The organism is Rhodococcus sp. APC 3903, from assembly GCF_030407755.1.
GTDB classification, from domain to species: domain Bacteria; phylum Actinomycetota; class Actinomycetes; order Mycobacteriales; family Mycobacteriaceae; genus Rhodococcus_F; species Rhodococcus_F erythropolis.
The window spans coordinates 119,176-142,139 of the sequence record NZ_JASDCV010000006.1; the positions used below are offsets into that span (position 1 = coordinate 119,176).

At 62.8% G+C, this 22,964-nt stretch carries 25 protein-coding genes; 7 read left to right on the plus strand and 18 right to left on the minus strand.

Features of this window, described 5'->3' with window-relative positions:
• Positions 1–20 precede the first annotated feature (20 nt).
• Positions 21–890: a 1,4-dihydroxy-2-naphthoate polyprenyltransferase gene (locus tag QMA15_RS10505; protein ID WP_019744341.1), complete on the plus strand. Its 870-nt coding sequence runs from the start codon at positions 21–23 to the stop codon at positions 888–890.
• Between the two features lie 12 nt (positions 891–902).
• Here QMA15_RS10505 and QMA15_RS10510 read toward each other — a convergent pair whose 3' ends face one another.
• The 4 genes from QMA15_RS10510 to QMA15_RS10525 are packed head-to-tail and all read right to left on the minus strand — an operon-like array spanning position 903 to position 2,948.
• Positions 903–1,283, minus strand: coding sequence for a phage holin family protein (locus QMA15_RS10510; RefSeq protein WP_003941998.1), 381 nt, complete (start codon positions 1,281–1,283; stop codon positions 903–905).
• A gap of 49 nt (positions 1,284–1,332) precedes the next feature.
• On the minus strand, positions 1,333–1,899 hold the full coding sequence (locus QMA15_RS10515) for a Clp protease N-terminal domain-containing protein (protein ID WP_031333051.1): 567 nt from the start codon (positions 1,897–1,899) through the stop codon (positions 1,333–1,335).
• A gap of 5 nt (positions 1,900–1,904) precedes the next feature.
• Positions 1,905–2,156, minus strand: a complete 252-nt coding sequence (locus QMA15_RS10520; protein WP_003941869.1) for an HTH domain-containing protein — start codon at positions 2,154–2,156, stop codon at positions 1,905–1,907.
• 54 nt (positions 2,157–2,210) lie between these two features.
• On the minus strand, positions 2,211–2,948 hold the full coding sequence (locus QMA15_RS10525) for a 1-acyl-sn-glycerol-3-phosphate acyltransferase (protein WP_007728504.1): 738 nt from the start codon (positions 2,946–2,948) through the stop codon (positions 2,211–2,213).
• A 122-nt stretch (positions 2,949–3,070) separates the two neighbouring features.
• On the opposite strand from QMA15_RS10525, the gene QMA15_RS10530 reads away from it, so the two are divergent.
• On the plus strand, positions 3,071–3,694 hold the full coding sequence (locus tag QMA15_RS10530) for a GNAT family N-acetyltransferase (protein WP_283384610.1): 624 nt from the start codon (positions 3,071–3,073) through the stop codon (positions 3,692–3,694).
• Here the strand turns inward: QMA15_RS10530 and QMA15_RS10535 are convergent.
• Both QMA15_RS10535 and QMA15_RS10540 read right to left on the minus strand, forming a co-directional pair.
• Complete coding sequence (locus QMA15_RS10535; protein WP_047889756.1) at positions 3,592–4,695, minus strand: PLP-dependent cysteine synthase family protein; 1,104 nt, start codon at positions 4,693–4,695, stop codon at positions 3,592–3,594. The two genes, QMA15_RS10530 and QMA15_RS10535, sit on opposite strands and share 103 nt — an antisense overlap.
• Positions 4,692–4,976, minus strand: coding sequence for a DUF4229 domain-containing protein (locus QMA15_RS10540; RefSeq protein ID WP_007728513.1), 285 nt, complete (start codon positions 4,974–4,976; stop codon positions 4,692–4,694). Before QMA15_RS10540 ends, QMA15_RS10535 begins: the two co-directional genes overlap by 4 nt.
• A 393-nt stretch (positions 4,977–5,369) precedes the next feature.
• Between QMA15_RS10540 and QMA15_RS10545 the strand changes: the two genes are divergently transcribed.
• Together QMA15_RS10545 and QMA15_RS10550 are read left to right on the plus strand one after the other, a co-directional pair.
• A complete protein-coding gene (locus QMA15_RS10545) occupies positions 5,370–5,582 on the plus strand; it encodes a BldC family transcriptional regulator (protein WP_003942029.1) in 213 nt (70 codons plus the stop codon).
• A 164-nt stretch (positions 5,583–5,746) separates the two neighbouring features.
• On the plus strand, positions 5,747–5,953 hold the full coding sequence (locus tag QMA15_RS10550) for a hypothetical protein (RefSeq protein ID WP_019744349.1): 207 nt from the start codon (positions 5,747–5,749) through the stop codon (positions 5,951–5,953).
• Between the two features lie 25 nt (positions 5,954–5,978).
• Here the strand turns inward: QMA15_RS10550 and QMA15_RS10555 are convergent, their stop codons facing one another.
• From QMA15_RS10555 to hemL, 7 genes are all read right to left on the minus strand, one after another.
• Complete coding sequence (locus QMA15_RS10555) at positions 5,979–7,649, minus strand: MinD/ParA family protein (RefSeq protein WP_290284339.1); 1,671 nt, start codon at positions 7,647–7,649, stop codon at positions 5,979–5,981.
• A gap of 142 nt (positions 7,650–7,791) precedes the next feature.
• A complete protein-coding gene (gene ccsB / locus QMA15_RS10560) occupies positions 7,792–8,754 on the minus strand; it encodes a c-type cytochrome biogenesis protein CcsB (protein WP_195791849.1) in 963 nt (320 codons plus the stop codon).
• Entirely contained in the window at positions 8,751–10,415 is a 1,665-nt protein-coding gene (locus QMA15_RS10565) for a cytochrome c biogenesis protein ResB (protein ID WP_290284344.1), read from the minus strand. Before QMA15_RS10565 ends, ccsB begins: the two co-directional genes overlap by 4 nt.
• Entirely contained in the window at positions 10,412–11,260 is an 849-nt protein-coding gene (locus tag QMA15_RS10570; RefSeq protein ID WP_003941906.1) for a cytochrome c biogenesis CcdA family protein, read from the minus strand. Before QMA15_RS10570 ends, QMA15_RS10565 begins: the two co-directional genes overlap by 4 nt.
• A gap of 2 nt (positions 11,261–11,262) precedes the next feature.
• Positions 11,263–11,868, minus strand: coding sequence for a TlpA disulfide reductase family protein (locus QMA15_RS10575; RefSeq protein WP_290284347.1), 606 nt, complete (start codon positions 11,866–11,868; stop codon positions 11,263–11,265).
• Positions 11,865–12,524 carry a histidine phosphatase family protein gene (locus QMA15_RS10580; RefSeq protein WP_003941868.1) on the minus strand — a complete coding sequence of 220 codons (660 nt, stop codon included), beginning with the start codon at positions 12,522–12,524 and terminating at the stop codon, positions 11,865–11,867. The genes QMA15_RS10575 and QMA15_RS10580 overlap by 4 nt, the downstream gene beginning before the upstream one ends.
• A 67-nt stretch (positions 12,525–12,591) precedes the next feature.
• On the minus strand, positions 12,592–13,917 hold the full coding sequence (gene hemL, locus QMA15_RS10585) for a glutamate-1-semialdehyde 2,1-aminomutase (protein ID WP_019744354.1): 1,326 nt from the start codon (positions 13,915–13,917) through the stop codon (positions 12,592–12,594).
• Positions 13,918–14,027: 110 nt separating this feature from the next.
• Here hemL and QMA15_RS10590 point away from each other — a divergent pair, with 110 nt between their 5' ends.
• Positions 14,028–14,375, plus strand: a complete 348-nt coding sequence (locus QMA15_RS10590; protein ID WP_195791850.1) for a hypothetical protein — start codon at positions 14,028–14,030, stop codon at positions 14,373–14,375.
• Positions 14,376–14,434: 59 nt separating this feature from the next.
• Positions 14,435–16,366 carry an acyl-CoA dehydrogenase gene (locus QMA15_RS10595; protein WP_046379830.1) on the plus strand — a complete coding sequence of 644 codons (1,932 nt, stop codon included), beginning with the start codon at positions 14,435–14,437 and terminating at the stop codon, positions 16,364–16,366.
• Between the two features lie 40 nt (positions 16,367–16,406).
• Here the strand turns inward: QMA15_RS10595 and QMA15_RS10600 are convergent, their stop codons facing one another.
• Positions 16,407–17,423 (minus strand): hypothetical protein, encoded by a 1,017-nt coding sequence (locus tag QMA15_RS10600; protein WP_279163263.1) that lies wholly within the window; start codon positions 17,421–17,423, stop codon positions 16,407–16,409.
• Between the two features lie 131 nt (positions 17,424–17,554).
• On the opposite strand from QMA15_RS10600, the gene QMA15_RS10605 reads away from it, so the two are divergent.
• A complete protein-coding gene (locus QMA15_RS10605; RefSeq protein WP_020968944.1) occupies positions 17,555–18,115 on the plus strand; it encodes a TetR family transcriptional regulator in 561 nt (186 codons plus the stop codon).
• On the opposite strand, the gene QMA15_RS10610 is transcribed toward QMA15_RS10605, so the two are convergent.
• The 4 genes from QMA15_RS10610 to QMA15_RS10625 form a co-directional block, all read right to left on the minus strand.
• Positions 18,106–18,981 (minus strand): TIGR03619 family F420-dependent LLM class oxidoreductase, encoded by an 876-nt coding sequence (locus tag QMA15_RS10610; protein WP_030535495.1) that lies wholly within the window; start codon positions 18,979–18,981, stop codon positions 18,106–18,108. The two genes, QMA15_RS10605 and QMA15_RS10610, sit on opposite strands and share 10 nt — an antisense overlap.
• Entirely contained in the window at positions 18,978–20,636 is a 1,659-nt protein-coding gene (locus QMA15_RS10615; protein WP_030535496.1) for an ABC transporter substrate-binding protein, read from the minus strand. The genes QMA15_RS10610 and QMA15_RS10615 overlap by 4 nt, the downstream gene beginning before the upstream one ends.
• Positions 20,637–20,660: 24 nt before the next feature.
• Positions 20,661–21,722, minus strand: coding sequence for a DUF1214 domain-containing protein (locus tag QMA15_RS10620; protein WP_007735293.1), 1,062 nt, complete (start codon positions 21,720–21,722; stop codon positions 20,661–20,663).
• An 88-nt stretch (positions 21,723–21,810) separates the two neighbouring features.
• Positions 21,811–22,956 (minus strand): sulfotransferase, encoded by a 1,146-nt coding sequence (locus QMA15_RS10625; RefSeq protein ID WP_279163262.1) that lies wholly within the window; start codon positions 22,954–22,956, stop codon positions 21,811–21,813.
• Positions 22,957–22,964 lie beyond the last annotated feature (8 nt).

Here is a 22,964-nt window from a genome sequence, read left to right on the forward strand (position 1 = left end):
CACAGTGCAAAGATCGTTGTATGGCAACAGCTGCTCAATGGATCGAAGGCGCGAGGCCGCGCACACTCCCGAACGCGATTGCGCCCGTGCTGGTCGGCACCGGAGCCGCGGCGTCCCTGGACCTCGCAGTGTGGTGGAAGGCGCTCCTGGCACTGATCGTCTCCTTGGCCTTGATCGTCGGGGTGAATTTCGCGAACGACTACTCCGACGGAATCCGCGGAACGGACGACGACCGCGTCGGGCCACTGCGCTTGGTCGGATCGAAGTTGGTCAGTCCCGGAGCTGTGAAGGCCGCAGCGATCAGCTGCTTCACCGTTGCCGCGGTAGCCGGGTTCGTTCTGGCGGCGACCACAGCCTGGTGGCTGGTTGCGGTCGGCGTGTTCTGCATCATCGGTGCCTGGTTCTACACCGGCGGCAAGAAGCCGTACGGATACAGCGGGTTCGGCGAGATCGCCGTGTTCATCTTCTTCGGGCTGATCGCAGTGCTGGGAACTCAATTCGTACAGGCCGAACGGGTGGATCTGGCCGGGCTGGCCGGCGCGATCGCCATCGGTTCATTCTCGAGCGCGGTGCTCGTTGCCAACAATCTTCGAGACATCCCGACCGACACCGAGTCCGGAAAGATCACTCTCGCAGTCCGGCTCGGCGACGCGAAGACCCGCACGCTGCACGTGATCCTGCTGGCCGTCCCGTTCGTCGCGACCTTGCTGCTGATCCTGCGTACTCCGTGGGCCCTGCTCGGATTGCTGGCGTTGCCACTGGCAATCCGAGCCAACGCCCCGCTGCGTTCAGGGGGCCAGGGAATGGCTCTGATCCCCGCGTTGCGCGACACCGGACTCGCCATGCTCGTCTGGGGTGCCGCGACCGCAGTTGCGCTCAGTCTCGCCTGAACGTCGACGTCCTCAACGGTTGTCGGGGACGAACGCGCTGAGCAGAAAGTTCACGATCGAGATGATCAGCGCGCCCCAGACTGCCGTCCAGAAGCCGTCGACCGTCAAGCCGTAGGACGTACCGGACGAGATCCACGCCGTCAGCATCAGCATCAGGGCGTTGATCACCAGCGTGAACAGTCCGAGGGTCAGGATGAGCAGCGGTAGTGAGAGAAGCTGCACTACCGGCTTGATGAAGGCGTTGACCACCGTGAAGATCAAAGCGATCACCGCGATCACGAGAACCGTGCCCCAGGTGCCGTTGTCGTGGTTGGCGATCGTGATGCCGGTGACCCACGCCGACGCCAGCCAGATGGCTATGCCGTTGATGATGAGACGTGCCAGAAATGTCATGTCTGAATGCTGGCACATCCCGCCCCGTGCATGCGGAGCCGTGCCGAATCTAGGCGGCGCGATTCATCTTCGCTTCCAAGCGCTCACGGATCACCGACATCGTGACCTGCGTTTCGAGGGCCTGACGGGTAGGCCCGTCGGCGACACGCAGGATGCCGAGCAGGATGTGTTCGGCACCGATTCGATTGTCCTTGTGCGCGAGCGCTTCACGAAGCGAGAGTTCCAACACCTTCTTGGAGTCCTTCTCGAATCGTGAACGAGGAAACCCGAATCGGCCTTTCCGCGAAGTATCGACACCGTCCGGCACGGGCGTCTCGTCCAGCACACCTTCGCCGAAGGACTGCTCGAGACTCTCCCGAACCGCATCGAGATCGATGCCGATCGACTTGAGTATCTCGGCGTCGTCGTCGAAATTGTTCGAGCTACCTTCGTTCGATCCGGCGCCGGCGTGGTGGATCACGTCGAGGGAGACACCGGACTCGGTGAGCACCTCGGTGGCGATGCCCCGATCAGAGGTGAGCAGCGCGGTCAGAAGTTCCATCGGCGTGACCGGACCGGATCCGGCGACAGCATCGACAACGACGCCACGAGCCTGTGCGGAGAACCTTTCGAACATGGCAATTACCTGCCCTTCTCGCGCAGTGAACGCAGCATCGATTCCGACTGCGCGGACGCGTATTTCTTGTGGACGGCTTGACGGCTGACCTCGAGAGCTTCCGCGATCGCCTGCCAGGACCATCCGTGGCGGCGCGCATTGGCGACCTGAATGGCCTCGAGTTTTTCGAGTAGACGACGCAGCGCTCGAACAGCACGCAATCCCTCGGTGGGATCCGGGCTACCGGCGGCAGCAGCGAGAGAGGTTGCTTCGGTCATGTTGTCAATTTAGGTTGACAACCGGAATTTGTCAACCAAAATTGACAGGCGCGCCTAGTACCCGGCGACGGCCCCGTCCACTGCCACCTGCAAGTCGGCCTGCACAGTTCGGGCGATATCCATCGGCTTGTCCGGAAGTTCGGTCACCGGCATTCCGACAAAGACACTCGCAGCCTTGACGTCGCCGGCCACCGGACCGTAATTGATGCCGATCGACACCAGGGCCGGTGAGCATCCCAACTTCTCGGCGCGCGCGACGATGTGGCCGATTCCGCTGTTGACGTGCTGCAGCCGCGTCGGATCTTCGGTGTTGCACGTCCCTTCCGGGAAAATCGCCAGACAATCCCCGTTGCCCAGCCGCTCGGCCGCGACGTCCATCATCACTCGGCCGGCATCCGAAACTGCACGGAGGCCGTAGTTCTTGCTGCGAAAAACCGGGATGCTGCCCATCATGTCGACCTTCTTGCGCTGTGAAGGATCAACGAAGAGTTCGTCTTTGGCGAGGACCCGGGTCCGTCCGATCACTCGACGCAACGGAGTACGCCACGCGGTCGCCGCGAGCGTGAACTGGTCGCTCTCGGTCAGATGATTGACTGCCACGACCAACTGCGTCTTTCGTTCCAGCAGAGTCTTCAGCGCCGCTTCCGCACCCGGCGCGTACCTCACTCGCGGGCGGTACTTCAGCGCCAATGCGGCATAAGCGAGCTTCGCCACAAATCGGTTCTGCTGATGACTGCGGTAGTACTCGTACACAGCCTCGTAATTGTCGAGTGAAACTTCAGGATTGCCCATGATCCGCCCTCGCTGGAGAAGTGCCCCTTGACCAAACGATACACAACCTACGGTTGCGTAGGTTTGCGTTACAGAAGGCGTAGCGCTGGGAGAAACTCCGCTCTCGAGGTAAAACGGTTTCTGTGATCCGCTCGGCCATATCCACCGACCTACCCGCACTGCAACAGATCGAGATCGCCGCGGGCGAACCGTTCCGAGACATCGGGATGGACGCCATCGCAGACGATCCACCGCCGACGCTCGACGAGTTGAACGATTTTCTCGCAGCCGAGCACATCTGGGTTCAGACCGACGCAAACGACGTACCCGTTGCGTATGCGCTCGTCGAGATCGTGGACGGCGGTGCACATATCGAACAGGTCTCCGTTCACCCCGATCATGCCCGCAAAGGCCTCGGAGCTCAGCTGATCGACGCCGTCACCGAATGGGCGGCGGACCATCACCACGATCTCGTGACTCTGACGACGTTCGTCGACGTTCCGTGGAACGCGCCGTACTACGAGCGACTCGGGTTCGTGCGCCTGGCCGAGAACACGCTCTCTCCCGGCCTGATACGCATCAGAACGGACGAGCAGTCGTCCGGGCTGGACGCCTGGCCGCGGGTGACGATGAGCCGCCCGTCACACGGTCCGTCGCCGGCGATTCAGGAACTGGCGGTCCACGCACCGGAACGGACGAACTCGTCCAACACTGCCGTCGGACCGAGCAGGTCGATCCCTTCGGACGCCACCCATTCGTCGTTGTAGTACGTGCCCGAGTAACGCTCTCCGCCGTCGCACAGCAGCGTGACGACGCTGCCGCTGCGCCCGGCTGCCATCATCTCGGCAATCAACGCAAAAGCTCCCCACAGGTTCGTCCCCGTCGAGCCACCTACTTTGCGCCCCAGGGCTGCGCTGGCGTGCCGGGCGGCCGCGATCGAGCCTGCGTCCGGCACCTTGATCATTCGGTCGACCACCTGACCGACAAACGACGGTTCGACGCGCGGACGGCCGATGCCCTCGATCCGGGAACCCCGTGTACCGACGATCGACGGATCGCTCGCTCGCCACGCGTCGAAGAACACGGAGTGCTCCGGATCTACCACGCACAGCCCCGTGTCGAATTTCCGATAGCGAAGAAAGCGGCCGATCGTGGCGCCGGTTCCGCCCGTCCCGGCTCCGACGACCACCCAGTCGGGAATCGGATGTTCCTCGTGCTCGAGCTGAGTGAAGATCGATTCGGCGATGTTGTTGTTTCCACGCCAGTCCGTCGCGCGCTCGGCGTGGGTGAACTGGTCCATGTAGTGACCGTTCAACTCACTCGCGAGCCGATGCGATTCCGAGTAGATCGAGGACGGATCGCTCACGAAATGACAACGTCCGCCCTGCGCCTCGATCAGTGCGATCTTGGCGGGACTCGTGCTCGCGGGCATCACCGCGACAAAATCCAGGCCGAGCAACTTCGCGAAATACGCCTCGCTGACAGCCGTCGAACCGGACGACGCTTCGATGACGGTGGTCTCTTCGGTAACCCAGCCGTTGCAGATCGCGTAGAGGAAAAGCGACCGTGCGAGTCGATGCTTGAGACTCCCCGTGATGTGGGTCGACTCGTCCTTCAGATAGAGCTGGACGGTCCAGTTACTCGGCAGCGGATAGCGCAGTAGGTGAGTGTCCGCGCTGCGTTGCGCGTCGGCTTCGATCAGCCGCACCGCGTTGTCGACCCACTGGCGCGAGGTCCGACGGTCGACGTCGAGCGACTCCGTGGTCACCGCCCGTCTCCGCGCAGCTTGGAGCGAAGATCGTCACGATCGGACCGACGCTGGGCGTCGACCGCCGCGATGCCCGCATTGACACGCTTGCGCAGTTTCGCGAAGAGCAGCAGCGACAGCGGCAGCGCGATCAGAACTGCGAACAGTGCCGCGACGATCAGGGGAACGTCGGTGCCGGCGAGCTTTCCGCCACCGATGATGACGGCACCGATCACGACGACAAGCAGCAGCCGAGCGACCGAGTACAGCACCACGTCGCGGGCTAGTTGACCCTTGGTCACCGGCCCGGCAGCCGACTTTGCTTGCCCAGAGTTTGCGGAGGGTTTACTGGCCTTGACCGGCTCAGAAGGAACATTTTCGGGGTTTTCAGACAACTGACTCACCCTCTCAGGTTACCCATTCCGAATACGGGTGGGACTGAGCCCGCTATATCCATTTTGTCCTTTACTTAAACATTACTTTATCTTGAAAGATCGACTACCCGGCTATATCTGTGCAAACATTGCGCTACCACTCAGAAAACGGTCGAATGTGAGCGAAGGACTTCGAAACAAACTCGACGCAGGTTTTTGGCAACTGGTCGACACAACGGTTCGGAACCAAAGTTCGGAATCACTGCTCGGTTCGGAATCACTGTTCGTCAAACGTTCGACATCAACATGGAGGACCTCACAATGAGCGCACCAACCTTCAATACCGCCGCAGACGCACTCATGACGCCCGGACAGGTAGCGGCATTGTTTCATGTCGATCCCAAGACCGTGACCCGCTGGGCACACGCAGGACGACTGGGCTCGCTTCGCACACCAGGAGGACATCGTCGATTCCGTGAGACCGAGGTCATGCAGCTTCTGCGCTCGCTGACCACCGAAGCGGACAACAACTGAGCAACTTTCGCTCACGTCGAAGTACTTGTAGTACCCGACAGATCTTGCAGTACCCGACAGATACAGCACTAGCGCACTGAGCCGAAACGCTTGTCCGCACCACTTCTGGTGAAGCGGGCCGGAGACTGAGTAGGCTCGACTTCAGTTCCCTGAGGAGGTGCGCCGTGTTGTATCTGTTGGCGTTGGTGGGTTTGGTGACATTGATCGTTCTGATGTGGAAGGCGTTCGGGCCCGATCCGTCGACGCGTACCCCGGTGAGCGGCGTACGCGGGCCGGACGACGATCCCGAATTCCTGTGGAATGTGAACCAGCAAACACGACGCAAGCGCACGGAAGGGCCGGACGTACCGCCGACTGACACGTCGACGTAGCGTCCGGGCTCACCCGGCTATCCGATTACCGCCCCGGCAACGCGAACGGGGAGGCCGGAAAGTCCTGCGCAACCACCGCAGCCAATTCCAGCACCGCTTCCCGAGTACCTGGACGCAGCCGGTCCAGATCGATTTCGGCGCCCTCTTCCAAATGCGGATCGAACGGAATCAGTCTCACCGCTCGGCAGCGCTGCTCGAAATGCTCGACGACCCGGGGCAGATCAACCTTGCCCGAGCGAGGCCGTACCGCGTTGATGACCGCTACGGACGTGGCGACCAGCCTGCTGTAACCGTGAGCGTCGAGCCAATCAAGTGTCGCGGAGGCGCTACGTGCACCGTCGACAGATCCGGAACTGACGACGATCAACGAATCTGCACCTTCGAGAATGGCCTGCATCGCCGAGTGCATCAATCCGGTGCCGCAGTCGGTCAGAACTATGCTGTAGAACTTCTCGAGCATGTCGACCGTGCGCGTGTAGTCCCCGCCGCTGAAGGCCTCTGAAACTGCTGGATCGCTGTCGGAGGCAAGCACTTCGAGCCGGTGGCGATTCTGCGATGTGTAGCCACGGACGTCGCTGTACTTCTCGATGCTGTTCTCGTCGCGCAGCAGGTTTCGCACTGTTGCCGGAGTTTCGAGCGGGATCTTCTGGCTCAGCGTTCCCCGGTCGGGGTTTGCATCGACAGCGACGACGCGATCGCCACGGATCGAGCCGAACATCGACCCCAGTGTCGCAGTGGTCGTGGTTTTTCCGACGCCACCTTTGAGACTGAGCACCGCAACCTTGTAGCAGCCCTGCAGCGGCTGGTTGATCTGGCGCGTCAACTCGACGAGGTGCTGCTCCTTTGCACCGTTTCCGAGGTTCACCGATCGGCCGGACAACGTGTACAGCGCCTTGCGCCAGCCACCCACCGGGGCAGGCCGGACAGGCCGCTTGACGAGGAGCGCAGCCGAGAGATCTTGCGCAGTCATCGGGAGAGCTGACTCGAAGCGACTGTCCGGAGCCGCGTTGAATCCGGTCTGCGGCATCGGAGCGCGAGTAGGTGGCGCTGTCGGCGGGGCCATCGGCATGGCCTGACCATTCTGGAGGGCGTGGCCGTTCTGCACCGGCGCAGCGCCGGGGTGCCCGAACTGCCGAATCACGGGATTGGGCGGATGCACGCCGGGCGCAAAAGGCGCCTGCGGGTGCTGGAGCGGTCTCGCGGATCCATGCGCGGTCGGACTGGGCTGCGAATTCTGGACAGGCTGCGGATTCTGGACAGGCAGCGAATTCTGGACAGGCAGCGAATTCTGGACAGGCTGCGGAGCGCCAGTTCGCGAATCCGGAACCGACCCTGCACGATTCGTAGGTTCGTAGGTCTGCATCGGCATCGCGGGCGAGGTCGAGAACTGGCCGTTGATCGGGCCGGGCTGTGCTGCCGGATACTGGATGACCGGAGTCTTGGGACCTGGTACCGGCGCCGCCGGAGCCGCTGAGGTCGTCACCGGCGGCGGAGCGGCGGGTGCACTGGGCGCCTGGCCGGCGACTTGCTGGAGCGGGCCGGAGTCGACCGGGGCCACGAAGAGACTGCGAACATCACTGGGAACCGAGTCGGATGACGGCTCGGGCGCGGATGTGCGTAGCTCGCGCCGCGTCGGCTCGGCAGGACGCACCGGCTCCCACAATCCTGCTCCGGCGTCTTCGATCTTGTCGGCCATCTCGCAGTTCCCCCTCGTCGATCCCGCAGCTACCAGACAGCTAGTAATTCACCAAGCTGCATCGTAGCTGGCGCCGCCCCTGACTTACCCACCGGTAATACCTACAGACCGGTCGGCAGCCACCCACGGTACCTCGAGAGGATCAGTTGAGTCCCGCGTAGGAGTGCAAGCCGGACACGACCATGTTGATGATGAAGAGATTGAACAGCATCGCAACGAATCCGGCGATGTTGATCCAGGCAGCCTTCGTCTCCCGCCACCCGGACGTTGCCCTTGCGTGCAGGTAGGCCGCGTAGATCACCCAGGCGATGAAGGACATCGTCTCTTTGGGGTCCCAACCCCAGAAGCGTCCCCATGCAGCTTCCGCCCAGATCGCACCGAGGATCACACCTGCGCCGAACAGCGGAAATGCAATGATCGTGCTCTTGTATGCCAAGCGGTCGAGCGTCTGGGCGTCCGGCAGTCGCTCCGCGATCCGGCCGCCGATGCTCGTGCCTTCGTCACCGGGCGGGAACTTCAGTCGCAACAGGAACAGGAGGCTGGCGATACCGCCGATCATGAAGATGCCGGAGCCGACACTGACGATCGTCACGTGAATCGGCAGCCAGTACGAGCGCAGCGCCGGAACCACGGGAGCCGCGTCGGCGTAGAGAACCGTGCCGGCGAGGAACATCAAGATCAGAACCGGTACCAGCAGGAAGACCCACATCGGACGGTACGCCGGCTTGATCAGCAGGACGTGCCCGACCAGCAACGACGCCGCACACGCCATCGCCACGAATTCGTACATGTTGCCGAGTGGGAATCGTTCCGTCGCAAATCCGCGGAGCACGATCGACGCGATGATCAGTACCGTTCCGACAACCAAGACAGCTCGGCCCATTCCGCCGAATCGCTCCGAGAGCGACTTGGTCGGAGTCTCCGCGACCCGGCCAGGCACGGACGCGTCGACTCCGCCGGCGGTGACCAGTTCCTTGTCCTGAACCGCCTTTGCTCTGGCCGACGCGTACTGCACGATGAGCAGCACAAACGCCAGCACGAGCACGGTGAAGGCGGACTTGAAGGCCCAGTCGCTGTACTGCGCGAGTGTCTCGTTGGTTGTCATCGGGCGTTCTCCTGCGCGTGCGGTTCGGTCACCGCGGTGGTCGGATTGCTTTTCAGCAAGCGGTCGGCGAGGCGGTCGAACTCGTCGCCCCAGCCTGCGTGGTCGGTGCGGGCAAGCCCACCAAGTTCTACTACAGTACGTCGTTCATCATCTGGATAGATACGTGCCCAGACGCGGCGACGCTTGATCACGAGCGAGACGAGTAGCCCCGCCATCATCGTCAACGCTGAAACCAGTACCCACACCTGAGCGGGATCGTGGGAGACCTGCAGGTTGACGAAGTCGACGGCACCATCGAATCGCACCTGAGTTCCGTCGGCAAGCGTCGCGCTCTCACCCGGGAACAGATTGACTCGGTCCTGCTTGACCAGCCGGCCCTGATTGATCAGTTCGGTGTTGAGCTCGAACAGCGATTGCGGGTTACCGGTATCGAGTCCGGTATCACCCTTGTAGATGTCGATGGCGACTGCCGGATCGTTCATCGCCGGGTAACTCGACGACAGCAGGTTGCCGTGGAACAGCGCTGTGGGCGCGAACAATCCTTCGATGGCAATCTGGTTCTTCCGGCGCTCGTCCGTATCGGGATACATGCCGCCCGGCGGGTCGAAACGCATCGCGCCACTACTCAGGAACGTCGTGGCGTCGTCCGGACGCCACTGGAGCGTCTCGGTGCGGGTCTCACCGTTCGGGAACGTGACGGTGAATGTCGGCGCGTATCCGTGTCCCTGCAGGTACACACGATCGCCGGCGATCCGCAGCGGGTGATTCACCTGGATGGTCGTGTCCCGCCAGGTATCGGACTCGAGGTCGTCGCCTGCCTGGTACGAGATGTCCGAGGTGAACATCTCGGCCTGACCGGTCTCGAGGTAGTCGGCCTGGAAATTCTTCACACGGACACACAGCGGGGTCATGCCGGTGCCGTCGAGGCTCAGGCCCGCGACGAAGGAATCGAACACTGCCGGCGAGGTCGTGCAGAATCCGGGGCCGTCGTTAGCGATGACGATGCGGTTGCCCTCGTAGCCGAACAACTTGCCCGCGGCGATCGCGATCAGCAATCCGACCAGCGACAGGTGGAACACGAGGTTGCCGAATTCGCGGAGGTATCCCTTCTCCGCCGAGATGGTGATCTCGCCTTCGCGTCGTGATTTCGTATCGCCGCGACGCGTTTCGACGCGCCACCCACGCAGTTCTTTCGACACCCGGGCAGCAAGTTCGTCGGGAGTCTCGCCGTCGACGACGCTCTTGGTGTGGTGCGGCAGGCGAGCAAGATTGCGCGGCGCATTCACCGGACGGGTGCGCAGCGCCTTCGCGTGCTCCACGCAACGCGGCAGGATGCAGCCGACCAGCGAGATGAAGAGCAAAGCGTAGATCGCGGTGAACCAGAAGCTGCTGAACACGTCGAACAGTTCGAGGCGGTCCATCCACGGACCGAGCGTCGGACGCGCGGCGATGTAGTCGGCGACCTTGCCCTCGTTGAGGGTTCGCTGTGGCAGCAGGGCGCCGGGGATCGCAGCGAGTGCGAGGAGGAACAGCAGAACCAGCGCGGTCCGCATCGAGGTGAGCCCGCGCCAGGTGTTGCGCCCGAGTGCAACGACTCGACCGATCACCGACTGCTTCGGCAGCACGGGTGTCGGGTTGTCGTTATTGTCGTCAGCTGTCATATCGGCAGCGTCACCTCCGAGATAAATGCGTCGCGAACCCAGCCGACGAACTGGTCCCACGCGCCTGTGACGAGGGCGATTCCCACTGCCACCAACATGATTCCGCCGAAAATTTGAATGGTGCGTGCATTACGACGCAACCAGCCGACGCCGGTCAGCGCACGCGCCGACCCCAGCGCCAAGATGATGAACGGCAGGCCGAGTCCGATGCAGTACGCGACGATCAAGGTGACACCGCGCGCGGCGGTCATCCCGTCGGTTCCCGCGGCTACGGACATCACGCCTGCCAACGTCGGCCCGAGGCATGGCGTCCACCCCAGCGCGAACACTCCCCCGAGCAGCGGCGCCCCCACCAGCGACGACACACGACGCGGTTCGAAACGGACGTCTTTCTGCAGCGCCGGGATGAGTCCGATGAACACCAGACCCATCGCGATCGTGACCACACCGCCCACGCGCATCAGGACCTCGCGGTTGACGAGCAGAGTCGAGATCACGCCGAACACCGACGCGGTCGCGAGAACGAAGACGACGGTGAAGCCGGCGACGAACAATCCGGCCGCACCGGCGACCCTCAGGCGACTGCTCCGGGTGATCGTCCGGGTCCTCGCCTCGTCGGCGGTGATCGCGGGGGCGTCGGCGCCGACGACGCCGGCCAGGTAGGACAGGTAGCCGGGGACGAGCGGCACGACGCACGGTGAAGCGAACGACACCAGACCGGCGAGCACACAGGCGCCGAGGGCCAGCAGAAGCGGACCGGACGACGCCGCGTTCTGAAACGCTTCGCCCACACCGGCACTCAGTGTGTCGCTGCCTGCCAGCAGCGTGGTGGTCGTGGTTGTCATCTTTACTGCGCGTCTTCCTGAGCTACTCGCTGGACGACGGTTAGCAAATCCTCGGCGAGAAGTTCTTGGAGGAACACCGCGGCAACGCGATGCTGGCGGTCCAGGACGATCGTCGTCGGAATGACCGACGTGGGGTAGCCGTCACCGAGGGCGATCAGCGAACGCATCGACGGGTCGTAGATCGACGGGTACGAGACCTTGTTGTCGACCACGAAGTCTTGCGCTTTGTTCTTGGTGTCGTCGCGGACGTTGATGCCGAGGAACTGCACGCCCGAATCCTTGGTCTGCTCGTAGACCTGTTCCAGGTCGTCGGCTTCGGCGCGGCACGGCCCGCACCACTGACCCCAGACGTTGAGGACGACGACCTTGCCCTCGAAGTCGTCGACGCCGACCTTCTTACCTTCGTTCATAAGATCGGGCCCGGAGAGCTTGCCGATGGTGCCTCGGTCGGACGGTGGATCGTAGAAGATCTTGGTCTGCCCGCCCGGTGAGACGAAGTCGAAAGTTCCGCCCTGTGCGACGGCGTCGTCGCCGGTCGCGCAGGACGAGAGAAGAAGCATCGCCGACGCAGCGGCTGCGAATGCTGCGGCGATGCGGCGCGAAATCATGCTCCTGTCACTCTCGGGTCGGAGGCACCGGCAGGTTCGGAGTAGACGATGTCGACCAGGGTGTCGCCTTCGTAGACCAGTGAGGTCAACGAGGCCAGTCCACACTGACGGTGACGGGGATCGTGCCAGAGACGCTCGCCCTGCAGGAATCGACGCAGTGTCCAGACCGGAAGCTGATGGCTGACGACGACGGCTTCGTGTCCGACTGCCGCGACGCGTGCGGCGTTGACGGCTGCGAGCATGCGATGAGCGATCTGCAGGTAGGGCTCGCCCCAGGACGGGGTGAACGGGTCACGCAATTTCCACCAGTGACGCGGACGTGAGAGCGCACCGTCCCCGACGGCAACCTTGAGACCCTCGAACTCGTTGCCTGCCTCGATGAGGTTTTCGTCGGTGACGATGTCGAGCTTGTGTGCCTCGGCGATCGGCGTCGCGGTCTCTTGTGCGCGCTGCAGCGGCGACGCGACCACGTGGGTGATGTCGTGATCGGCGAGCACCGACGCGACCGCACGAGCCTGGGCTTCGCCCGCCACCGACAACCGGAAGCCCGGGAGCCGTCCGTAGAGGATCCCGCGCGGGTTGTGAACTTCGCCGTGGCGAAGGACGTGGACGATGGTGCGGGTGGACGTGTGGTCGGGGTGATCGGCGTCGGTCACAGTCGAGGGTCCTCGCTGAAGAAGATGGATGTCGGAAGCGTGCGGTTGTTGCTCGAGCTTGAACGTGTCAGGGCTTGACGGCAGCAGCTGCGGCCTTGGCGGCGTGCGGCATGGCGTCGGCGATGATCGAGAATGCTCGATCGTCGAGTGCAGCGGAGACGAACCACGCTTCGAACGCGCTCGGCGGCGGGTACACGCCGCGGGAGAGCAACGCGTGGAAGAAGGCGGGGAATCGCCAGGTCTGCGCGGCTTTGGCTTCGTCGTAGTTGGTCACCGTGTTCTCGGTGAAGAACACGCTCACCAAGGTTCCGGCGTACTGCACACGGTGTTCGACGCCTTCGGCGGTGAGGGCTTGGGTCATGAGGTCGCCGAGGGCGGTCGCGTTCCGGCCGAGCTTGGCGTACACCTCGGCGTCGGCGGCGCGCAGACTCGCGAGTCCGGCGGCGACGGCCACGGGGTTACCCGAGAGGGTGCCGGCCTGGTAGACGGGACCGTCCGGCGCGAGGTGACCCATGATGTCGGCGCGGCCGCCGAAGGCTGCGGCAGGAAGGCCGCCGCTCATGACCTTGCCGAAGGTGTAGAGGTCGCCTGCGACGTTGTCGATGCCGTACCAACCCGAGGCGCTGACGCGGAATCCCGTCATCACCTCGTCCATGATCAGGAGTGCGCCGTGCTCACGGGTGAGACGACGCAGACCCTCGTTGAAACCGGGAAGCGGTGCGACGGCGCCCATGTTTCCGGCGGCAGCTTCGGTGATGACGCACGCGATGGCGCCGGGGTTGGCGGCGAACGCCGCGGCGACTGCATCGAGATCGTTGTAGCGGACGACGATGGTGTCTTCGGCTTGAGCGCCGGTCACGCCGGGCGAGGTCGGCAGCCCGAACGTCGCGAGGCCCGATCCGGCGTCAGCGAGAAGGGCGTCGACGTGGCCGTGGTAGCAACCGGAGAACTTGATGATCTTGGTGCGGCCGGTGAATCCGCGGGCGAGGCGGACTGCGCTCATCGTGGCTTCGGTTCCGGAGTTGACCAGGCGAACCTTTTCCACGGGCGCGACGCGGGCGACGATTTCCTCGGCGAGGGCAACTTCGCCTTCGGTCGGCGCACCGAAGGAGAGACCGCCGAGCGCTGCTTCGCGAACGGCTTCGACGACTGCCGGGTGAGCGTGCCCGAGAATCATCGGACCCCAGGACGACACCAGGTCGACGTAATTGTTCCCGTCGACGTCGGTGAGGGTGTAGCCGGATGCTTCGCGAATGAATCGCGGTGTTCCACCGACCGAACCGAACGCGCGGACGGGCGAGTTGACGCCACCCGGAATCACGTTGCCGGCACGTTCGAAGAGCCGAGCGGAGTTCGTTGCATGCACGTCGGGATCACCGGAAGACACAGTCACGGCTTCCAGTGTCCCAGTTCTGTCGAATCTGACAACGACAGGGTGTAGGACTTCGGTGCTCGAGGCGAGTTTTCCGGTCGAACCGGGCCCCACGTGAGACGATTCCGGTCATGAAGCGACTGTTGACGACGCTGATGGTCTCGGCTGCGATTCTTCTCACATCGTGTGGTTCGGACGCTTCGAACGACGACAAGGCGACAGTTTCGTCGCCGCCGAGCGCCACAGACTCGGCTCGAACCACCGCGGCAACGAGCACCGACCCGGCGTTTCTCGGCGGGTGTTCGGCAATGTCCGTCTACGTTCAGCAGCGTGTTCAGAGCGGCGACACGTCGACACAGACAGCGGGCGCCGACTTCCTGAAGATCGTCGAGAACGACCCTTCGTACCAGGCTATGTCCGAGAGCGAGAAGGAACTCTTCCGCCAAGGAATCGAAGCGGGTGCCGCGGGCTCCTGCTGAATGTGAGGTTGGGATCGAACCGGGTTGCCCGCGGTGCGCTACGCGCTATCGTCGGTTCCATGGCCACCACAGCGGACCACCTCAGGACAACACTCGACGGACGCTGGCGGGAGGTGCGTGAGCGCGTTCGCGGCGAATTGAACGACGAACGTTTTGCTCCGCACTACACACCCAACACCGCCATTGCGCGCTCCAAGGCTCTCGAACAGATGCGGGTCCTCGCCGATCTCGGCTACGCCGCAAACGGTTTCGCGGTCTCTCACGGCGGAACGGGCGACGCGGGTGGCGCCGTCACCAGCATCGAGATGCTCGCGATGTCCGACCTCTCACTGATGGTCAAGGCCGGCGTGCAGTGGGGACTGTTCGGCGGCGCCATCGAAAACCTCGGCACCGAGCGTCACCACCAGGCGTACGTCAAGCCGCTGATCGACCTGGACCTGCTCGGTTGCTTTGCGATGACCGAGACCGGTCACGGCAGCGACGTCCAGGAACTCGAAACCACGGCAACCTACGACGTCGAGACGGGCGAGTTCGTCGTCAACTCCCCCACCCCGTCTTCTCGCAAGGACTACATCGGCGGCGCTGCCCAGCACGCCACTGTCGCGGCAGTGTTCGCACAGCTGATCACCGGAGGCGAAAGCCAGGGCGTCCACTGCTTTGTCGTGCCGATTCGTGACGACGCCGGCAACGACCTCCCCGGAGTGACGACGTCCGACTGCGGGCTCAAGGGTGGACTGCCCGGAGTCGACAACGGCCGCATCGTCTTCGACCAGGTCCGCATCCCGCGTGAGAACCTGCTCAACCGTTACGCCGACGTCGCCGAGGACGGCACGTACACTTCGGCGATCGAGAACCCGAACCGTCGGTTCTTCACGATGGTCGGCACATTGGTTCGTGGACGTGTCACCGTCGGCGGTTCGGCGGCAGCGGCCGCCCGCGTGGGATTGGCCATTGCCGGTCGATATGCCCTGCAGCGCAGGCAGTTCAGTGCTCCGAAGAGTGACGACGAGGTCCTGATCATGGACTACCTCGTCCATCAGAAGCGTCTGCTGCCGTTGATCGCCCGCTCGTACGCTCTGCAGTTCGCACAGAACGAACTGGTCGCCGCGATGCACGACATTCAGAGCAGCGACGACCCGGACCCGCAGGAGCAGCGTGAACTCGAGGGTCGTGCCGCCGGACTCAAGGCCGCCAACACGTGGCATGCCACTCGGGCAATCCAGGAAGCACGCGAAGCCTGTGGTGGCGCAGGCTATCTCGCCGAGAACCGCCTCACCGCGCTCAAGGCTGACACTGACGTCTTCACCACGTTCGAGGGTGACAACCACGTTCTGACGCAGTTGGTCGCAAAAGAACTCCTCACCTCGTACGCCGACGAAGTCCGCGGCATGAGCCCGGTCGACTGGATGCGCTTCGCGGCTACGACGGTCTCCGACGTGGTCAAGAAGCGCACGGCAGCGCAGCAGATCCTGCAGACGATCGTCGACACTCGCCAGGACAACGAAGAGGACGGCAGCCTCTTCAACCGCGGCACCCAGATGAAGATGTTCGAAGACCGCGAGGAGTACCTACTCGCCACTGCGGCAAGGCGATTGCAGGCAGCGCAGAAACGCGAGGAGAACCCGTTCGACGCGTTCAACTTCGTGCAGGACCACGTGCTCAAAGCCGCTCAGGCGCACATCGAGCGCGTCATCCTGGAAGCATTCGTCGCCGGCATCGACTCGTGTGAGGACGAGACCGCAAAGGAACTCTTCGGCGAGGTGTGCGACCTCTACGCACTGTCCGTGATCGAAGAGGACAAGGCCTGGTTCATGGAGCACCGGCATCTGTCGGTGGAGCGTTCGAAGGCCGTGACGCGCGGGATCAACGAGCGGTGCCGCACCCTGCGTCCCCACGTCGAGACACTGATCGACGGGTTCGGCATTCCGGACATCCTGCTAGGGTCCGCGATGCTCGACGGACCGGGCACGGACGCCGTACGGCTGAAGTAGACAGTTCGGGTGGGGTCGGCAATCGCCGGCCCCACCACATTTATTGCGCTGCCGTCTTTTTCGACTGCCGAGAGGCAAGCAGTCCGGTCAGGCCGAGTGCCGCGACCAGCCAGATCCCCAGAACGAGCAGGTGCGGTCCGGCGCCGTTCCCCTCGAAGTAGATGACGGAGCGGATGGGCTCCATGGCCGCTGATCCGAGCCAGAACGAATGGATGTGCTGCCAGAATCCGGGCAGGAACGACACCGGGATCGCACCGCCCGAACTCGGGAAGTTGATGAAGACGAGCACCGTCAGCACCGCGAAGATCGCGGCTTGGCCGAGCAGTCGATTGAGCAAGATGCTCACCGCACCGACGGTGAACGTGTAGACCATCGAGATTCCCAGCAATTGCAGGATCTGACCGACCGACGCCCCGAAGGCGTGCATGAAGATGCTGGTGATTCCGAAGGCTATGAGCGGGGTGAGTATCGCCGCACCGGCCAGGATCGAATACTGCTCTCGCAGCCGCATTCTCGGCGCAACCTGACTGAGCACCGTGATGGTCAGGTAGCCACCGAGGGTGCAGACGATCAGGAAGTAGAAGAGCCCGACGGTCGAGGAGTCGCGCGCCGTGACGGGCGCCGAGTCGATCACCGTGACCTGCTGCCCCGTCTGCTCCGCGACGGAATGCGCCAAGCTGCTCACCACGGAAACCGTCGAGGCGCCCGCACCGGTGGCGATATGTGCGGTCACGGTGTCACCGATCTCGACGGCGCCGATAGCGTCACGGTTGTCGATGCGCGAGATCGCGTCAGCCGAGTTCTCTGTGGCGACGAGGTCGAATTTGTCGCCAGACGTGGCTTCGATTCCCTCGATCAACGACGCCGTCACAGATGCTGGACCAACCACCACGATCGGTGCCTGGTTCGGCATCGGCGAGTGGAACGCGCTGACGTAACACAGGCAGAACATGATGACGAAGAACAGCGGAAACGCGAGTCCACTGCCCACCATCTTCCAGTTGGTCGGCGGATCGACGACCTCTTCACTGGGAACGCGGACATCGGTATCTGTCATATTTCACACTCTCTTCACTAACCGCATCTAGCTGTCAACACCGTTGACAGACTCAACAGTCAACACTGTTGACACGTTAGAGTCAACGCCGTTGACAACGAGGTCGGCGAGCGAGCACAGAGGTCGATGTCGTGACATCCACGAAGCACACACCAGAGCAGGAACAGCCCTCGACGTCCGAGGCGATTCGCGCCGCAGCGTTCCAACTATTCGGTGAGCACGGGTTCGGCGGCACGTCAGTTCGCGCCATCGCTAAAGTTGCCGGAATCGATCCGGCCCTGGTCATCCGGCATTTCGGGTCGAAGGAAGCGCTGTTCCTGGAAACCACTCCGGTTGCGGACTACTTCGAAGGTCAGTTCGACGGCCCACTCGACACCCTCGGTGAGCGGATCGCAGTCTTCGTCCTGGGCAAGGCCGACGCCCGGATGCTGTCGGTGTACACAGCGCTCATGCGAGCGTCGGACAGTCCACGCATCCGGGAGCGACTGCGCGAGATGACAGGCACGTTTGCCACCAATCTCGCCGCTCGCCTCGACGGTGAAGACGCGTACACCCGCGCACTCCTGGTCTCCGCCCAGGTGTCCGGCCTGTTGAGCGTCCTCAGCGACGAGAGCATCCCCCAGTCCGCAGATCGCGACGAGTTGGCAAAACTCTACGGCCGGGCGATGCAGACGCTGATCGATCAGTACTGAGTGATGACCTCCTCGGCAAACCGCCGAATGGAGTCGAGTCGCCCCTGACGATCACCGGCGTCAACTCCGTAGCGATACCAGGGCAACACTCTGATTTCCGTGACTCCGAGAGTCTCGAGTTCGCGATATCCGTCCAGATCACGAACATCCGTCGGCGAGACGTTGACGCCGAAAGGAACATCGGCACGACCGTACTCGACCCGCAATTCCGTGAGGCGATCGATAGCGCAGGCTAATTCGGCTTTGGTCGTGTTCACCGACATCCAACCGTCAGCCAGCCTGGCTGCACGACGCAACCCCGGTTCGCTGTGCCCACCGATGTAGATCGGAACCGGAATCTCCGGAGCCGGACTGATCATCAGAGCGTCGAAATCGTAGTGCTTGCCGTGGTACTCGACCCATTCCGGTCCACGCCCCGCACACACCGCCTTGATGATCTCGATGGCTTCGTCGGTACGCGCACCGCGGGTGCGCATCTCGGTCCCGGTGAAGGTGAATTCCTCGGGAATCCAGGACAAACCGACGCCGAGAGCGACGCGGTTTCGCGACATCACGGCCATGGTCGATACCTGCTTGGCCGTCAACAGCGGATCGCGCAGTGGAAGTTTGAACACATTGGTGTAGAACCGAATTCGCGACGTGACGACTGCCATTGCCGTCATCGCAATGAACGGATCGGGCATCGGCGTCTCGGGTGCCCACATCCGCTTGCCGTCAGCGGTGTACGGATACGGAGCCGACACCTGCTCGGGATAGAACACGGAATCCGGCATCGCGATTCCGTCGAACCCCACCTCTTCGGCGACCTGCGCCAACTCGCACAGTTCCAGGGCGTCGATCATCGCACCCGCCAAGGACCACTTCATCGTTCCACCGTTTCGCCGTTAGGCGAGATCCAAGCGCCGCCCAAGAACATGATGTCGGTGATGTTGCGTACGACGCCGTGAACATTGCCGGCCCATGCGGTCAACACCGACGCCGGCCCCCAGATCACGTAAGGCACAGTCGCGTTGGCGTACTCCTGCACCTTGCTGATCGCCTCACGGACAGCATCGTCCGTCGATGCCGTCTGCACAGCTGTGATCATCGCGTCCATCTCCGGGTCCGCGAAGCCGGACGGGTTGTTCTTCGAATCACTGGCCATACTGTTGTACAAATTGAGGTACGGCGCTTCTTCTCCGACCGGAGCGCCACCTCTGGTCATGTCGAAATCGTGGTCCTTGTATACCCGTCGAACCAGATCGGTCACATCGGTCGCGTAGTCGATGGTGACGTCGAAACCGATCGCGTTCAGCGACGCCTGAACCGTCAGTGCCGTCGCCTGTTGGCTCGGCTCCGAGGTGGTGAGGTAGCGGAGTTTCCCGTCGTACCCGTCGGACTTCGCTTGATCCAGCAGCGCCTTTGCCTTCACCTGATCGAACGGAATGCCTGCTGTGTTGTTGTACCAACGTGACGTCTGCGGGACCAGTTCGGAACTGGCGGTGCCCAATCCGTTGTTCGCCCGGGTATTGACCGCCGCCGGATCCACCCCGTAGGCGATCGCCTGACGGACGCGAACATCGGCCCCGGGCTTGCCCTCACGGTTGTTGATCGTGCCGATCCCGTTCTGTCCGGTCGGACTGAGGTAACCCGAGTATCCGTCGTCGAGAGCTTGTTCGATCACGGCCTCGTCGCGGAGGATGTACGTCATGTCGATCTGGCCGCTCTTCAACGATTCGTACTGAGACTGCGCACCCGACGTGGGAACAAACCGCACTGTGTCCAGTGGCGGTTTACCGCCCTGATAATCCGTGCGTGCGGCGAGTACCAGTTCTTCGTGCGGGGCGAACTTGGCCAAGGTGAACGGACCCGCCCCGATCGGTGTGAACGCTCCCTCCCCGGTTCCTGAAACCGAACCTGCCTTTCCCCCTGAACTTCGCGCAACGATCATTCCGGGGCCGAGCGACAACAGCGCCGGGAATTGACGCCAGGGCCGCTCGAGCACGAATTCGACTGTGGTGGCGTCGGGCGTCTCTATCCGGTCCACGATGTTGAGCCAGGTCTGCGATACATCACCCTTGCCTGCCACGAATCGATCGATACTCCACTTGACTGCTTCCGCGTCGAGCGGACTTCCGTCGCTGAAGGTGAGGCCATCAGCCAAAGTGACGGTGTACGAAGTGAAGTCGCTGTTGTTCGACAGTGTCTTCGCGAGTTGTGGCACGAAGCTCCCGTTTGTGGAGTCGCTGCGTACCAACGTGTCGTAAATCGCGGCCATTTCGGTTCCGCCGGTCGAACCGGAGGCTTGCGTTCTCGTGGGGTCCAACGAGGAAGGGAACGAATAGGACCCGAAGGTGAGAACACCGCCGTCGATCCGCTCCCCCACATCTGGGGCGCCCACAAAACCAGCTGCGCCACTACTGCTCGGTGAAGCCGATCCCGAGTTGTCCCCACTGCTCGACGCGCAGCCGGCCAACATCAATGCACCGGCGAGCCCGAGCGCGACAAAGCGAGGGCCGAACCTAATCTTCTTGGTGTACATACGTTCCCAATCTCCGTCAGCGTGTCAGATCTTGACTACCTTGGACGTCGGGATCGGGTGCGAGTCCGCCTTGATCCAGCGCAGCGCCCATGTCCCCTCGGCATGCGAATCGGTGTCGATCCAGTTGCCATAACCCGGATCCTTCGCCGCCACGACGATTGTCATGGTGCCGTCGTCGTTGAGCTTCGCGGTGTGATTGTTGATGTAGATGTTCGTGCGGTTGTAGTCGAGGGACTCGACCCAGAAGTTCTGCAGCACGAAGTTGAAGTACTCGCAGTTCGGAACCTCGGTCTCGATGACCCACGCCTCGTCCTCGGCGAGCTTCCAGTAACCGTGGAAGTAGAAGATCGTCGGATCGCCGCCGGCATCCTGGAAGTAGTCCTGTCCCCAGTCGAAGATCTCGTTGGTGTGCGGCTGGAATTTGCGCGACCATTCCAGGAAGGTCTCCGCCATCCCCTTCACGATCCCGACGGACTTGGTGAGACGCTCGCCGATCTCTTCCGGAGTCAGCGGGACGAACTCGCCGTCCGGGTTCAGGCATTCGATGGTCAGATCACCGACAACCTCGTTGCGTCGATCCTGGTGAGTTTGCCGAACGGAGATGAGGTTGCTGTCGGGCGCCAAAGGCAGCCAAGCGCCCTCATCGGGCTTGTCGACGCTCGCGATGAACTCGAAACGGCCGTTCTCGTCGACCTCGAGGTCGTGGATATGCAGATCGCCGGTCTGCAGCATGGTGCCGTCGATGTGGTACCGATTTACGCGCGAGCCGAAGGTGATCAGCGGGACGGTGCCTCGGGTGCCGATGATCCGGTAGTTGTACTTACCGGAAATGTTGGCGCGCATGTAGACGTTGTCCGGGTTGTCGGCACCGATCTTCGTCATCATGTTCGGGTTCGGAGCCGACGAGAACTGCGGCCACCGCGGATCGGTGTACTCGACACAGTTGATCGTGCCGTACCGAAGCAACCGACTCAGGTAGCGGACGCCCTCGGCTTGAGTCAGCGGATCCTGAGGGACGATCTCGTCTTCCAGGACCTTTCCGACCTCGAGCAGATCTGCGCAGAACTTTTCCCAAACAGCATTCATGTGAATCTCCTTGTTTCGGTTGGGGCTTCGCCCTGTGCGCCTTTTTGGTAGTCGGCACTACCAAAAAGGCGCACAGGGCCGGAGGGCTTCAGGGTGTGGTGGCGAACTTCGCTTCGACGTCGGCAGCGCTCACGCCGAAATCCTCGAGCGAATAGTGATGCGACGGACGACGGTGCTCGGCAAGGCTGGCCTGATGCGACGCCTCCACCGCGGCGCGGGCGTCGTCTGTGAAGGGCAGGCCGAACTGCGCGTAGATCTTCTCGACGGTGCCGACCGCATCGGCGATGAAGTCCTTGTAGTCGACGTCGATGAACTGATCGGGGTTGTAACGGCTACGGGCATTGTTGAAGTTCGCATTCCCTCGCGCCCACAACTCCAGTTGCGTGCGCCCGATGGCCGGACGATCGAAGGCCCTCGACATGTCGTGTCCGCCCTGCTCGACGAGGCTGAAGGTGGACGCCATCGATGTCAACGGGTCCCGGAAGGTCCGAACGAACAGTGCATCCGGATAGACCGACATGATCTCGTCGATCGCGAAGACATGGCTCGGGCTTTTGAGCACCCACCGTCTGTCCTGGTCGTGCAGCCCGATCAACTGCAGGTTCTTCTTGTGCCGCGCATATGTTTCGGTCCAGTCCTGCTCCGCCAGCCACCGGGTGTAACTCGGCACGTACGCCACCGTCTCGAACGCGGTCGAGAGCATCGTCTGCTGCAGCAGCCGCCAGCATTCCTCGACCTCCTCCGCCCCCATGAAATGAACCTTCATCAGGTCTGCCTCGTTACGCTGGCGAGCACGGTAGAAGGCGTCGGAGCGAACGTAATCTTCGTTCTCCGACCACTTGTCGCGCTCGGGGCGCGGCTGCGGCGTCTCGGCGAGCCACATCTCGGCGCCCTGATGCGCTGGGTCGGCACCGAGCAAGCGGTGCAGCGCGGTGCTGCCGGTGCGGGTCAACCCGACCACGAAGATCGGGCGTTCGATCGGAACGTCGATGTGCTCGGGGTATTTCGCGAATCCGGCCTCACTGGTCAGGCGTCCCGCGAGCGCTCCGACGATCATCTTGCGAGCGATCACCTTGCCGTGCGGAGTGAGGTCGGCTTCCTGCTGGAACGACTCGAGCAGAACTCGAAGCCCTTCGAGATAGCTGTCGCTGCCGAAGTTTTTGTACCCGGTCTCCTCACGCGCGACCTGGTGCAAGTCGTCGATGGAACCGATGCCGTCGTAATCCTGTGTCATCTGTAATT